This window comes from Variovorax sp. 38R (assembly GCF_014843395.1).
Lineage (GTDB): Bacteria > Pseudomonadota > Gammaproteobacteria > Burkholderiales > Burkholderiaceae_C > Variovorax > Variovorax paradoxus_H.
Genome location: NZ_CP062121.1, coordinates 2,247,086 through 2,260,990 on the forward strand (window position 1 = coordinate 2,247,086; position 13,905 = coordinate 2,260,990).

Annotated in this window: 14 protein-coding genes; 2 read left to right on the top strand and 12 right to left on the bottom strand. The window is 65.9% G+C overall.

Annotated features, from left to right (window positions below; all coding sequences use genetic code 11):
* From IG196_RS10085 to bfr, 11 genes are all read right to left on the bottom strand, one after another.
* Positions 1–717, bottom strand: coding sequence for a MotA/TolQ/ExbB proton channel family protein (locus IG196_RS10085; RefSeq protein WP_192196032.1), 717 nt, complete (start codon positions 715–717; stop codon positions 1–3).
* Positions 718–739: 22 nt separating this feature from the next.
* The gene (locus tag IG196_RS10090; protein ID WP_412556388.1) at positions 740–1,429 is read right to left on the bottom strand and encodes an energy transducer TonB; all 690 of its coding nucleotides are present in this window, start codon (positions 1,427–1,429) and stop codon (positions 740–742) included.
* A 104-nt stretch (positions 1,430–1,533) separates the two neighbouring features.
* A complete protein-coding gene (locus tag IG196_RS10095; RefSeq protein ID WP_062473051.1) occupies positions 1,534–1,806 on the bottom strand; it encodes a bacterioferritin-associated ferredoxin in 273 nt (90 codons plus the stop codon).
* A 111-nt stretch (positions 1,807–1,917) separates the two neighbouring features.
* Positions 1,918–2,598 (bottom strand): Fe2+-dependent dioxygenase, encoded by a 681-nt coding sequence (locus tag IG196_RS10100; protein WP_192196978.1) that lies wholly within the window; start codon positions 2,596–2,598, stop codon positions 1,918–1,920.
* Between the two features lie 103 nt (positions 2,599–2,701).
* Positions 2,702–5,080 carry a catecholate siderophore receptor Fiu gene (locus IG196_RS10105; RefSeq protein WP_192196033.1) on the bottom strand — a complete coding sequence of 793 codons (2,379 nt, stop codon included), beginning with the start codon at positions 5,078–5,080 and terminating at the stop codon, positions 2,702–2,704.
* A 237-nt stretch (positions 5,081–5,317) separates the two neighbouring features.
* Entirely contained in the window at positions 5,318–6,682 is a 1,365-nt protein-coding gene (locus IG196_RS10110; protein WP_192196034.1) for a sulfite reductase subunit alpha, read from the bottom strand.
* The gene (locus IG196_RS10115) at positions 6,679–7,689 is read right to left on the bottom strand and encodes an FAD:protein FMN transferase (RefSeq protein WP_192196035.1); all 1,011 of its coding nucleotides are present in this window, start codon (positions 7,687–7,689) and stop codon (positions 6,679–6,681) included. Before IG196_RS10115 ends, IG196_RS10110 begins: the two co-directional genes overlap by 4 nt.
* 32 nt (positions 7,690–7,721) lie before the next feature.
* Positions 7,722–8,531 carry a DUF4198 domain-containing protein gene (locus IG196_RS10120; protein ID WP_225616999.1) on the bottom strand — a complete coding sequence of 270 codons (810 nt, stop codon included), beginning with the start codon at positions 8,529–8,531 and terminating at the stop codon, positions 7,722–7,724.
* Positions 8,532–8,581: 50 nt separating this feature from the next.
* The gene (locus IG196_RS10125) at positions 8,582–9,115 is read right to left on the bottom strand and encodes a DUF2271 domain-containing protein (protein WP_101492228.1); all 534 of its coding nucleotides are present in this window, start codon (positions 9,113–9,115) and stop codon (positions 8,582–8,584) included.
* Between the two features lie 62 nt (positions 9,116–9,177).
* Positions 9,178–9,825, bottom strand: coding sequence for a PepSY-associated TM helix domain-containing protein (locus tag IG196_RS10130; protein ID WP_192196036.1), 648 nt, complete (start codon positions 9,823–9,825; stop codon positions 9,178–9,180).
* A 131-nt stretch (positions 9,826–9,956) separates the two neighbouring features.
* The gene (gene bfr / locus IG196_RS10135) at positions 9,957–10,433 is read right to left on the bottom strand and encodes a bacterioferritin (RefSeq protein WP_062473038.1); all 477 of its coding nucleotides are present in this window, start codon (positions 10,431–10,433) and stop codon (positions 9,957–9,959) included.
* A gap of 259 nt (positions 10,434–10,692) precedes the next feature.
* Between bfr and ahpC the strand changes: the two genes are divergently transcribed.
* Positions 10,693–11,256 (top strand): alkyl hydroperoxide reductase subunit C, encoded by a 564-nt coding sequence (ahpC, locus tag IG196_RS10140; protein WP_062473036.1) that lies wholly within the window; start codon positions 10,693–10,695, stop codon positions 11,254–11,256.
* A gap of 88 nt (positions 11,257–11,344) precedes the next feature.
* Positions 11,345–12,901 (top strand): alkyl hydroperoxide reductase subunit F, encoded by a 1,557-nt coding sequence (gene ahpF, locus IG196_RS10145; RefSeq protein WP_192196037.1) that lies wholly within the window; start codon positions 11,345–11,347, stop codon positions 12,899–12,901.
* An 82-nt stretch (positions 12,902–12,983) separates the two neighbouring features.
* Here ahpF and IG196_RS10150 read toward each other — a convergent pair whose 3' ends face one another.
* Entirely contained in the window at positions 12,984–13,805 is an 822-nt protein-coding gene (locus tag IG196_RS10150; protein WP_056583104.1) for a pyruvate, water dikinase regulatory protein, read from the bottom strand.
* Between the last annotated feature and the right edge of the window lie 100 nt (positions 13,806–13,905).

Here is a 13,905-nt window from a genome sequence, read left to right on the forward strand (position 1 = left end):
TCAGCCCTTCTTGAGCGGAACCACGACGGCTTCACCGCTGCCGCTTTGCACGCGGGCGCCGGTCACGAAGTAGGCGTGCAGGTCGTGGGCGAAGCTGTTGAGCTTGGTCAGCACGAACTTGTTGCCGCGCACCAGGGCGTTGTAGCCCAGCACGGCAGGGATGGCGACCGCCAGGCCCAGGGCCGTCATGATCAGCGCTTCGCCGATCGGGCCGGCCACCTTGTCGATGGTCGCCTGGCCGGCAGAGCCGATGCTCATCAGCGCGTGGTAGATGCCCCAGACCGTGCCGAACAGGCCGATGAACGGCGCGGTCGAACCCACCGAAGCGAGGATGGCAAGGCCGGTCTGCAGGCGTGCCGTGAAGGCGTCGATGCCGTTGCGCAGCGAACGCGTGATCCAGTCGCTCACGTCGAGCGCGTCATGCAGGTGTGCCTTGGTGTTGCGGTGGTGGGCGGCGGCTTCGCGGCCTTCGAGCGCCAGCGCGCGGAACGGGTTTCCGTCGTCCTTGCCGAGCTTGTTGAGTGCGGTGGCGAAGTCTTCGCTGTGCCAGAAGTCTTGCGAGTGCTTGGCGAAGCGCTTGTAGCGGATGACGTCGAGCGCCTTCACGATGATCACGATCCACGACGCGAGGGACATGCCGATCAACAGAACCGCGACAGCCTTGGTGACGAAGTCGCCCTGATTCCAGACGTTCATCAAGCCAAAATGGGAATCCATACGAAGTTGCTCCAGAGAAAAATTAGTTCAGGACGTAGTTGACGGGGGCGTCGTAAGACATGGCCTGCACCACGCCGTTGACCTTGCCGGGCACGAACCGGCATTTCATGATGTATTCCACGGCGGCCTCGTCGAGGCGATCGAAGCCGCTGGATTTCTTGACCTCGGCGCTCTTGGGCAGGCCGTCGGCGCCCACGAGCACGCGCACGATCACCTTGCCCTGCTCGCCGAGCCGCTTGCTCATGGCGGGGTAGACCGCTTTCGGGTTCTGCAGGTAGTCGGCATTGCTCGACGGCAGCTGCACGGCGGGCGGCGCCGGAGGTGCCGGCGGCGGTGCGGGAGGGGCTGGCGGCGCGGGCGGTGCCGGTGGCGCGGCCGGGGGCGGCGGCTCCGTGGTGCCGACGGGCGCGCTCGGCGCAGGCGTCGGTTTGGGCTCGCGGATGGCCTGCGGGCGCGGCGGCGGCGGCGCCTTGTTCGCCTTGGGTTGCGGCGGCGGCGGAGGCGGGGGCGGCGGATCGGCCTTGGGTTTCGGCGGTTCGACGAACTGGCTCAGGATCTCGACGGGAATCACCACTTCGGCGGCCCGGCGCAGCAGGCCGCTTTGCAGCGCCCACAGCGCGGCGCCGTGAAACAGGATCACACCGCCGGCAATGACGACAGTGCGCGACAGGCCAAGGAAAGAGGGAGGGGGGGCAAAGCGGTCAGACACGATCAACCATTCGAATGCGGGCACTACAAATCGTGCCCCGATTGCAGCAAAACCGCTACAGAGACGCTACTTGCGAAAAATCCACCAGACAGAGCCGGCGACGAGGATCAGGCTGCCGCCGAGAGCCGAGACGAGTTCCATGCTTTGCTTTCCTTGATGGAGTTGGCAAGCTGGATCGCTCTCGGCGCCGATTCGCAGTTCAAGGCGGCGACCGGGTGAGAGACGCTGCACTGCGCCACGATGTCGCGCGCACAACCTTCACACTGGCCACACTGGGTGGCCACGCCGAGTTCGAACTGGACTTCGTCGAACGTCATCCCGGCTCGCACATGACGTGCGATTTCACGGTCAGAGACTCGGCGGCAGACGCAAACGATCATGGTGGTGAAAGCGGCAGTTGGCTGGCTGTTGGATGTGACTCATTATAAATAAGAATCCATCGCATTTGCAATAACTATGACTGACATGCGGTCGGAGTTTGCAAGCCGGTGTTACACCTCGGCCCAGAGCCGCAAGAGGTTGTGATAGTGGCCGGTGAGCGCCACGGTTTCCTCGCATTCGCCCAGGCGGGCGCGCAGTTTCTGGATGGTCTGGTCGAGTTCGAACAGCATCCCGCGCTGCGCATCGCTGCGCACCATGCTCTGCAGCCAGAAGAACGAGGACACCCGCGCCCCGCGCGTGACCGGGTGCACGCGGTGCAGGCTGCTCGCCGGGTAAAGGATGAGGTCGCCGGCCGGCAGCTTGACCTCGTGCGAGCCGTAGGTGTCGATTACTTCCAGCTCGCCGCCTTCGTAGTCGTCCGGATCGCTCAGGAAAAGGGTGCACGACAGGTCGGTGCGCAGCTGCTGGCTGCTGCCCGGCACCGCGCGAACCGAGCCGTCGACATGCACACCGTAGTGTTCGCCGCCTTCGTAGCGGTTGAACAGTGGCGGCACGAAACGCGCAGGCAGTGCTGCCGAGAAGAACAGCGCGTGGCGCGAGAGCGCGGCCAGGATGGTCGCGCCGAGTTCGCGCGAGACGGGCGAAGACTCCGGCAACTGGCGGTTGCGCTTCACCTGCGCGCCTTGGTCTCCCACGGTTTCGCGGCCATCGACCCATTGGGTGGCGTCGAGCGCGGCGCGCATCTCGCGCACCTGGTCTGGGCTCAGCACGTCGGGCACATGCAGCATCATTTCGGTGAACTCCACAAGAAAAAAGCCCCGGCGCGGGCCGGGGCTTGAGTGTCGCACTGCGCCTGCCGCGGGGGCCGGCACAGGGGCGACGCGGTCGTCGGGATCAGAACGCGAAGTTCGCGGTGATCTTGGCCGAGCGAGGCGTGCCCGGCGTATAGCGGTAGCCGCTCTTGTTGATGGCAGCGGCGTACTGCTTGTCGAACAGGTTGGCGATGTTCAGCTGGATGTCGATGTTCTTGTTGATGCGGTACGACGCCATGGCATCGAACACCCAGTAAGAATCGATGTACGCCGGCGTGCCCACCGCGCCGTCGGTGCCGCGGTGCAGCTTGCCGTTGTAGCGCGCGCCGCCGCCGACCGTCAGGCCGAACGGGAACTGGTAGGTGGTCCATGCCGTGAACGAGTTCTTCGGCGTGTAGGTCAGCACGTTGGTGCCGTCGGCGGTGACGTTGGGGCCGCTCTGGACCTTGGTGTCCATCGTCGTGAAGCCGGCGCTCATGCCCCAGCGTTCCGTGATGGTGCCCGCCACGCCCAGCTCGATGCCCTGCACGCGCTTCTTGCCGCTCTGGTAGTACAGCGCGGTGTTGGTCGGGTCTTGCACCACTTCGTTGGTCACGTCGGTGCGGTAGACCGCGCCGGTCAGCGACAGCTTGTCGTCCAGCACGTCCCACTTCGTGCCCACTTCGAAGGTCTTGGCCTTCTGCGGCAGGAAGTCGGTGCGCGCTGCGCTGTTGCCCGTGCCGGCGGCCGACAGCGAGAAGTTCGCGCCGCCCGGAGGCTGGGCCGAGGTGCCGTAGGCCGCGTAGATGCTGCCGTTCTTCGCGGGCTTGTAGACCACGCCGATCTTGCCGGTGAACAGGTTGTCCGACAGCTTGAGCGACGAGGGCACCAGCGTGCCGACCGGCAGGCCGGGGTTGGTCGTTGCGGTCGACAGCGTCGCGCTCTGGAACGAGGTGTTGTAGTGGTCGAAGCGCAGGCCGCCGGTGATCTGCCATTGCTCGTTGAGCTTGACGGTGTCGAAGGCGTAGAGGCCGACCGTGTTGGTCACGCCCTTGCTGTCGGCGCCGCTGAGCATGCGGTTGTAGCCATTCACGTACGGGTTCGGCGCGTACAGGTTGGCCACCGGCCAGGCGCCGTTCTGCACGACCTTGCCGTTGAACGTCGCGCCGGGGCTGAAGTAGCCCAGGCTCGACTGCTCTTCACGGATCAGCTCGACGCCGGCGCTGAGCGAGTGGCTCAGGCTGCCGGTGTTGAACTTGGCGGTCACGTTCGTCTGGTTGACGAAGATCGTGTTTTCCTGGTTCTTGTTGGTCGGCGAGTTGCGCGTGACCGTCCACGACGCGGGCAGGCCCGGAATCGGCGTGTCCAGGAAGGCGGCGCCGGCTGCCGGGGGCCGGCCGGTTGCTGCGAGGCCCGCGAGCATGAACGACGTCAGCATGTAGTCCTGCTTCGTCTTGCCGTAGCGGGTCGTGTTGCGCAGCGTCACGTCGGGCGTGAAGTCGTGCTCCACGCGCGCGGTGAACATGTCGGCCGTCACCTTGTTGAAGTCGTACGCGGTGCCGTAGAAGTTCTTCGGATCGACCGGTGCCGCGTAGTTCAGGAAGCTGCGGCGACGCGCGCCCAGGGCGACCGGATCGGGGTTCGAATAGCTGGGCAGGCCGATGGTCGGCACGCCGCCGTCAGGCACGTTGTCCTGGTCGACGTGCAGGTAGTCGAAGTAGAAGCGCGTGGGCGAGTTCAGGCCGAGCGCGATCGACGGTGCAATGGCCGTGCGCTTGTTCTTGACGAAGTCGCGGCCGGGCACGCCGCCGTCTTCCATCGCTGCATTCAGGCGGAAGGCCGCGCCGATGCCGTTGGCGCTGCTGAGCGACTTGTTCCAGTCGAGGCTGCCGCGCTTGTAGTCGGCGCTGCCGAAACCGAGCGAGCCCAGGAAGCTGTCTTCGAGCTTCGGCTTCTTGGTCACGAGGTTGATGTAGCCGGTGGGCGAGGCGCGGCCCACGTCGGTGCCCGACGGGCCCTTCACGACCTCGACCTGCTCGATGTTGAACATGTCACGTGAGACCGAGCCCAGGTCGCGGATGCCGTCCACGAAGATGCTGCTGGAGCTGTCGAAGCCGCGCATGAACACGGCGTCGCCGGTGTTCGTGTTGCCGTTCTCGCCCAGGAAGAAGGTGCCGACGCCTGCGGTGTTGCGCAGCGCTTCGGTCAGCGTGGTCGCGCCCTGTTCGCGAATGATCTGTTCCTTGATCACCTGGATCGTCTGCGGCGTGTTCACCAACGGGGCCGTGAACTTCGGGTTGGCCGAGATGTCGGTCTTGTAGTCGGCGGCCGTCGAATCCTGCACGCGGACTTCAGGCAGTGCGCGCCCGGTCTGGGCAAAGGCGGCGGGGGCGGCGAGGGCCAGCAGCGTGGCTGCGGCGGCACCCGACAGGTGAGGAACTGCGCGGGCGACGGCGTGTTTGCGGCTCTTGATGTAGGCCATGTTGTTTTCTCCAGAAAGGGCGGGCGGGCAGGGCTCGACTGGCTGGGTCCGGGCGGCGCACTCTCAGGGGAGAAAAGGGCGGCAAGACTGGCTGGGTGAGCTGATTTGCGAGGGTTTTTGCAAATCGATGCAAATGATATTGCTTCTCAATACCAAGGTGCTAAAAAGTGAACTTTTAAGCCAAAAGTTTCTCGCCACCCGTTGCCGGGACGCAACTGAGCCCGCCGCGCGAGCCGTTCAGTAGACGTCGCGGCGGTAGCGCCCGCTGGCCGACAGCTCGGCCCAGAGGTCGTCGCCGGCGATCTGCCGCAGCGCGGCATCGACGCCCGACGCCATGCCCTGCAGGCTGCCGCAGACATAGACGGCGGCGCCGTCGCGCAGCCAGGCCTGCAGCGTGTCGGCCACCTGCAGCAGGCGATGCTGCACGTAGAAGCGCTCGGCCTGATCGCGCGAGAAGACCATGTCGAGCCGCGCGAGCGTGCCGTCGGCCTGCCAGGCCTCGATTTCCTCGCGACACAGAAAGTCGTGGGCGGACTGGCGCTCGCCGAACACCAGCCAGTTGTCTTTCCGACCGGCGGCGGCGCGTGCGCGCAGGTGGGCGCGCAGGCCGGCCAGCCCGGTGCCGTTGCCGATCAGGATCAGCGGACGGTTCTCGTTGCCCTCGAGCCGGAAGCCGCGGTGCGGCCGCAGGCGCAGCGCGACGGTGTCGCCGACCGAGAGCGTCGAGGTGAGCAGGCCCGACGCAGCGCCCATCGAGCCGTCGGGGTGCTGTTCCTGTCGCACGAGCAGTTGCAGCTCACCATCGGCGGGCAGGGAGGCGATCGAGTAATCGCGTGGGCGTGCCGGATCGCTCGCGACAGCAACCTGCACCAGGTCGCCCGACGCCCAATGCGGCAGGGCGCCGGCTTGCGGCGTCAGCCCGAGATGGAAGACGGGGCCGCCCGTGCTGCCGGCATTGAGCAGTTCGCGCCGTGTGAGCCGCCAGGGCGCAAAGCTCGCCGGGGCGTCGTCGGTGTCCTCGGATGCGTCGCCCCAGCGGGACTGCCAGTCGGCGAGCGCGGCGGGGTCGCTGTTGTCGACCTCGATGGCGTCGAAGTCGCGCACGGCGCCGGACGTGTGAAGCCACGTATCGAGCGCGCGGCCGAAGCCGCAGAAGTGGGCGTACTGGCGGTCGCCGAGTGCCAGCACGGCGTAGCGCAGCGAAGGCAGCGCCAGTGGCGTGCCCATCACGCGCTCGGCGAACACGCTGGCGCCGTCGGGCGCATCGCCTTCGCCGTAAGTGCTGGCCACGAAGAGGGCGCGGCTGGCCGATGAAAGCGTGGCGCTGTCGAGTGCGTTGAGTGTCATCACGCGCACCGCGGTGCCGGCCGCGCGCAGTCGCCGCGCGGTCTGCCACGCGATGGTTTCGGCCTGGCCGGTCTGGCTGGCGAACAGCACGAGGGTGGGCGACGTCTGCGCGCCGTCACCGGCCGACAGCGCCGCGGCTTCGCGGGCGGCGATGGCGTGCAGCCGCCGCTGCCGTGCGTAGATGCCCAGGCACAGCGCGGCATAGGCCGCGACCGTCGCGCTGGCCCCCAGCGCACGCCACAAGGTCTCGGTCATGCGCCGGCCTGCGCCTGCCACGCGGGCGTGGCGCGTTCGGAGATCGATCCGTCGTCGGCGCGGGAAATGAACAGGGCCGCGATGTCGCGCTGCCGCGCGAAGGCCAGGCCCTCGTCGGGGCCGAGCACGGTCAGCACGGTGGCCAGCGCGTCCGCCTGCATGCACTGCGGATGCAACACCGTGACGCTGGCCAGTGCATGCGCCACCGGCTCGCCATCGCGCGGATCGATCGTGTGCGACCAGCAGCGGCCTTCGAGCGTGCGACGGTGCCAGCGGTCGCCCGAGGTGGCCACGGCCATGTCGGCCAGCGCGATGCGTTGCGGGGTCGGCATCTCGGTGTCGACCTGGACCTGCCACGGTGCGCCGCCGGGTCGTCGGCCGATGCCGCGCAGCTCGCCGCCGATCTCGAACAGCAGGTCGGTGAGGCCGAGCGCGCGCAGCGCGTCAACGCCGTGGTCGACTGCGAAGCCTTTGGCGATGCCCGAGAGATCGAGCTGCACGCCGCCGGGTTGCAGCAGCGTGTGATCGGATTCATCGAACGTCAGCCGTTGCCAGCCGACGTGCGCGTGGACCGCGGCCAGCGCGTCAGGCGAGGGCAGGGCGTTGTCCTGCGACGCCGCGGGGCCGAAGCCCCAACGCGCCACCAATGCACCGACCGTCGGATCGATCGCGCCGCTGCTGGCCTGCGCCCACGCGAGCGCGCACTGCATCACCTGCGCGAATTCAGCAGGCAGCGCATGGCGCGAACCTGCGGGTGCGGTGTTGAAGCGGCTGATGAGGGAGTCTGGCTCCCAATGGCTCATCTGCGCGATCACGCGCGCGAGCGCGGCTTCGACCGCCTCGCGCACCTGCGCGAGCGGCAGCAGCTGCGGGTTGTCGAAGCGCAGCGACCAGGTCGTGCCCATCGTCTGCCCGCCGAGCTGCTGGAGGCTGGCGGGATCGGCGCGGCGGGGGACGGCCGCGTTGGCGTAGCCGCCCGCGCGCCAGGTGCTGAACGAAAGGCTCAAGGGAGCGGGTGCTGCCGGTGCAGGCGGCAGGGTCAGGGCATCACTTCCAGCGTGGCCGCGTAGCTCAGGCGGCGTTCCTTGGCCTGCGGCACGGTGGTCTTGCTGTCCTTGGTGCTGGCGTCGAGCCAGTACATGCCGGCGCTCGGCCAAGTCACGCTGAACTGGCCCTTGTCGTCGGTCTTGAGCTTGACCTCGTCGAGCTTGTCGCGGTACTGGGTGTTGCCGGCGGTCACGGTCACTTCGAGGTCCTTGGCGGGCTTGCCGTCCAGGTGCAGCGTGAAGGTCGCCTTCTCGCCCTTGACGAGGTCGGTCGGGCTGCCGGCGGAGATCAGTTCCAGGCCCTGGCCGATGGGCTTGAGCGTCGAGGGCTTGCCGACGGTCACGAAGGTCTCGATGCGGCCGGCCGATTGGGTGATGGTCACGTCCTGTGCGTCGGCCGGGATTTCCTTGGCGATGGTTTCGGCCGTGCCGCGGGCGCGCTTGTTCTGGCCCGTGGCCTTGTCCTTCCAGGCGGCGAACGCGCCGTTGTTGACCACCGCGATGCGGTAGGTGCCCGCCTGCGCGACGTTCACGTCGAACACGTTGCGCAGCTTGAGCTTGGCTTCGGATTCGGGCTTCACGGCGCTGCCGTCGGGGGCGGCGATCTGCAGGCCGTCCAGGCGCAGCGGCGCGTGGTTGGCAACGAACAGGTCGTTCGACACGGCGGCGTCAACGCTCACGGTATCGGCCTTCGACAGCACCGTGGTCGAGGGCAGCAGCCAGGCGTTGTGCGCCTGGGTCACGGAAGCAACGGCCGAAAGGGCGAGGGCGAGGCCGGCGGCGCGCAGGGTGAAGCGGGTCATGGGGGTCCTTGGAATGAGAGAGCGGGCGAAGGGGGCGGATCGGTCGGAAGTCAGGGCTTGAGTTCGAGCTTGATCTCGCCGAGCTCTTCCTTGCCGGCTGCAACCGGTTGCGCGGCGGCGGTGGGCGGCCACTGGAACGGGATGGTCACGACCTCGCGGCCGCCGACTTCACGGGCGGCTTCGACCACCAGCTTGTAGGCGCCGGGGGCGAGCTTGGGCATAGCGCCCGAGCCTTCGGTGAAGCTCAGCTGGTGCTTGCCCGCGGGCTTGGAGGCGCCGGTGATGCCGTCGACCGGCACCGCCAGTTCACGGCCGCCGCGGCGCCACCACTGGCGCATGTCCTTGAGCCACTTGGTGCCTTCGCCCTCGGGGTTGTTGGTCTTGGTGCGCACGTCGTACCAGACGGCCAGCGTGCCGGCCATCGTGCTGTCGGCGCGCTCGATCCAGGTCGCCACGTAGGGGCGGTGGTACTCCGACACATTGAGTCGGGGAATCTCGATGTTGACCGACAGGCCGGCGGCAAGGGCCGGAGCCGCGAACAGCGCCGACATGGCGATCGGTGCGAGCGAGTAGCGAAGGTGCACGGGAAACCTCTTTTCCTGAATCAACAAAAACAACGTGCCGACCGGTCCAGCTATCGGATCGGTCAGTGAATGAACAGCAGCGCGAGCAGCACGGGCACCACCAGCCCCATGCCCACCATGGGCCAGGTGAAGGGGCGGTTGCCCGCATGCATCTTGAGAATGAACAGCCCGGTGACCGAGAAGACCAGCGTGGCGGCCGCGAAGATGTCGATGAACCAGCTCCAGGCGGTGCCGGTGTTGCGGCCCTTGTGCAGGTCGTTGAAGTAGGAGAGCCAGCCGCGGTCGGTGCGCTCGTATTCGACCTCGCCTTCAGGCAGGCTCAGGCGCAGCCAGGCGTCGCCGCCAGGGCGGGGGAGCGAGAGGTAGATTTCGTCGTCGGACCATTCGGCCTCGCGGCCGGCGGTGTCGATGTCCCATTGCTTGCGCAGCCAGGCTTGCAGTTCGGCGGGCAGCGGGGCCTTGCCTTGTTGAGCCTTGGCGGCCGGCAGTTGCTGTTCGAGGCGGGCGCGCAGCGCGTCGTCGACGGTGCCGTTGTGCGTCGTGACCACCGGCTTGGCCTCGATCTGGCCCGCGTGGTTGAGCGTGAAGCCCGTGACGCTGAACAGGATCATCCCGACGAGACAGATGGCAGAACTGACCCAATGCCACTCGTGGAGGGTCTTGAGCCAATAGGCGCGGCGGCGGTTGTCGGAACGGGGGGGGGCAGTCATCGAAAGCGCGAATTGTATTCGCGTGAATGAGAATGACTGCTATTCAGTGGGGATAAAGTTAAGTAAAGAGCAATAAAAAACGGGGCCGAAGCCCCGTTTGTTTGCAATGCCGTGGCGGTGCTGCGTTGTGCTTACTCGAGCTCGCCCACCTGCAACTGCAGGTAGTTCTGCAGGCCGACGCGGTCGATCAGGTCGATCTGCGTCTCGAGGAAGTCGATGTGCTCCTCGGTGTCGTCCAGGATCTCTTGCAGCAGGTCGCGCGAGACATAGTCGCGCACCGATTCGCAATGCGCGATGCCGTCCTTGATGGTCGCTTGCGCGCCGGTTTCGGCGCCGAGGTCGCAGCGCAGCAGCTCGGGCACGTCTTCGCCGATGTTCAGCTTGCCCAGGTCCTGCAGGTTGGGCAGGCCGTCGAGCATGAAGATGCGGTCCATGAGCTTGTCGGCGTGCTTCATCTCGCCGATGGATTCTTCGTATTCCTTCTTTGCCAGCTTGTCCAGGCCCCAGTGCTTGAGCATGCGGTAGTGGAGGAAGTACTGGTTGATCGCAGTCAGCTCGTTCTTGAGCTGCGCCTGCAGGTGTTCGATGACTTTGGGGTCGCCCTTCATGATTATTTTCCTTGTTCTGAAAGCGGTGATTGTCCGAGGGGAGAACACGCACTTGCAAGCAAACCCATGCTGCGCCGGTCTGCATGCGTGTGATGGTGATACACGTTCGTATTGACCTGGCGCAAGGCGATGCGCGGCGCGATCGCAAACATAGCGGGTTCCAATACTTCCAATAGTTGATATCTATCAAAAACAAGATATTGGTAGTTATACTCATGGCTCGCACTTTTCTTTCCAACCGCAGCATCCAAGGAATCACATGTCCCTGATCAACACCGCAGTCCAACCCTTCAAGACCCAGGCTTACCTCAATGGCAAGTTCATCGATGTGTCCGACGAGACGCTCAAGGGCAAGTGGTCTGTGCTGATCTTCATGCCGGCGGCCTTCACCTTCAACTGCCCGACCGAAGTCGAAGACGCGGCCGACCACTACCCCGAGTTCCAGAAGCTGGGTGCCGAGGTCTACATCGTGACCACCGACACGCACTTCTCGCACAAGGTCTGGCACGACACGTCGCCGGCCGTCGGCAAGGCCAAGTTCCCCCTCGTGGGCGACCCGACCCACACGCTGACCAACGCGTTCGGCGTGCACATCCCCGAAGAAGGCCTGGCACTGCGCGGCACCTTCGTGATCAACCCCGACGGCATCATCAAGACCGCCGAAGTGCACTCCAACGAAATCGCCCGCGACGTCAAGGAAACCCTGCGCAAGCTCAAGGCAGCGGTCTACACCGCCGAGCACCCGAACGAAGTCTGCCCGGCCAAGTGGAATGACGGCGACAAGACCATCGCTCCGTCGTTCGACCTCGTCGGCAAGATCTAAGCGCCCCGCGCAAAGCCCGGGCGCTCACGAGGCCCCGGGCTTTTTTGTCCCCAGTTGATAGTTTTCAGATATCGAAAGTGAGTCCCTCATGCTTGACGCCAGCACCAAAGCCCAATTGAAGAGTTACCTCGAACGCGCCACGCAGCCGATCGAGATCGTTGCCTCGCTCGACGACAGCAAGGCTTCGGGCGAAATGCTGTCGCTGCTGAAGGACGTTGCCGAAGTCTCGCCGCTGGTCACGCTGACCGAAAGCCGCGACGACAACCACCGCAAGCCCTCGTTCTCGGTCAACCGCCCGAGCGAAAACCACGGCCCGCGCTTTGCCGGCCTGCCGATGGGCCATGAATTCACGTCGCTGATCCTTGCGCTGTTGCAGATCGGCGGCTACCCCCCCAAGGTCGAGCAGGCCGTGCTCGACCAGATCAAGGCGCTCGACGGCGATTTCGAGTTCGAAATCTACGTCTCGCTCACCTGCCACAACTGCCCCGACGTGGTCCAGGCGCTGAACCTGATGGCCATCCAGAATCCGCGCATCCGCACCACGATGATCGAAGGCGGCACCTTCCAGGAGGAAGTCAAGGAACGCCAGATCATGGCCGTGCCGACGGTGTTCCTGAACGGCACCGAGTTCGGCCAGGGCCGCATGAGCCTGGAAGAAATCCTCGCCAAGATCGACACCAGTGGCGTCGAGCGCGAAGCCGCGAAGATCGCCGCCAAGGACGCCTTCGACGTGCTGATCGTCGGTGGTGGCCCCGCCGGCGCCGCAGCCGCGGTGTACGCCGCACGCAAGGGCATCCGCACGGGTGTCGCCTCGGAGCGCTTCGGCGGCCAGGTGCTCGACACGCTGGGCATCGAGAACTTCATCTCGATCAAGGAAACCGAAGGACCGAAGTTCGCCCATGCGCTCGAAGAGCACGTGCGCGACTACGACGTCGACATCATGAATTTGCAGCGCGCCAAGGCGCTGGTGCCGGGCAAGGACCTCATCGAGGTGCAGCTCGAAAGCGGCGCGTCGCTCAAGAGCAAGACCGTCATCATCTCGACCGGTGCCCGTTGGCGCAACATCAACGTGCCGGGCGAGCACGAGTTCAAGAACAAGGGCGTGGCCTATTGCCCGCACTGCGACGGCCCGCTGTTCAAGGGCAAGCGCGTGGCGGTGATCGGCGGCGGCAACTCGGGTGTCGAGGCCGCCATCGACCTCGCCGGCATCGTCGGCCATGTCACGCTGATCGAGTTCGACACGCAACTGCGCGCCGATGCCGTGCTGCAGCGCAAGCTCAAGAGCCTGAAGAACGTCGACATCTTCACCAACGCGCAGACCACCGAGATCACCGGCGACCAGAAGGTCAACGGGCTGGTCTACAAGGACCGCGCATCGGGCGAGCTGAAGAAGGTCGAACTCGAAGGCGTGTTCATCCAGATCGGCCTCGTGCCCAACACCGACTGGCTCAAGGGCACGGTCGAGCTCACGAAGCACGGCGAGATCGTTGTCGACGCGCGCGGCCAGACCTCGGTGCCCGGCGTGTTCGCGGCGGGCGACGTCACCACGGTGCCGTTCAAGCAGATCATCATCGCGGCCGGCGACGGCGCGAAGGCGGCGCTCGGTGCGTTCGACCACCTAATCCGCACGACGGCGCCGGCCTGAGTTCAGGGGGGCTTTGAAAGAAAAAGGGGGGCCATCGAACAGATGGCCTCCTTTTTTTTCTCGTGCGAACTGGAGGGGCGGGTCAGTAGATCAACCGCTCCGGCCGTAGCTCCTGCAGGATCGTGGTGGCGATTTCCTCGATCGACTTGGTGGTCGTCGAGAGCCAGCGGATGCCGGCGCGCCGCATCATGGCCTCGGCCTCGCTGACTTCGTGGCGGCAGTTCTCGAGGCTGGCGTAGCGCGAGTTGGGCCGGCGCTCGTTGCGGATCTCGCTCAGCCGCTCGGGCTGGATCGTCAGGCCGAAGATCTTCTTGCGGTGCGGGCTCAGCGCCGGCGGGAGCTGGCGGCGGTCGAAGTCTTCGGGAATCAGCGGGTAGTTGGCCGCCTTCAGGCCGTGCTGCATCGCCAGGTAGAGCGAGGTCGGCGTCTTGCCGCTGCGGCTCACGCCGACCAGGATCAGGTCGGCGCCTTCGAGGTCGCGGTTGCTCTGGCCGTCGTCGTGCTGCAGGCTGAAGTCGATGGCGGCGATGCGGTCGTTGTAGGCCTTGCTCTTGCTGACATCGCTGAAGCGGCCGATGCGATGGTTCGACTTCATGGCCAGCTCGATCTCGAGCGGCCGCACGAAGGTGCCGAACATGTCCAGCAGCATGCCCTTGCAGCCGGTTTCGATGACGCCCAGCACGTCCATGTTGGCCAGCGTGGTGAACACGATGGGCCGCACGCCCTCGATTTCGGCCGTGTGGTTGATCTGCCGCACCGCCTGGTGCGCCTTGTCGACCGTGTCGGTGAAGGGCAGCCGCACGTGGCGCGGCTTCATCTCGAACTGGGCCAGAACGGCATTGCCGAAGGTTTCGGCGGTGATGCCGGTGCCGTCGGAGACGAAGAAAACAGTGCGTGTATGCATGGTGTTGCTTTTGCGGCGGAGTCCTGCGGCGCGCGCGACCTGCCACGCCTACAATCCGGGCCATTATCGGGAATCCGCTTTCCCAACCCCCTCGAATTCT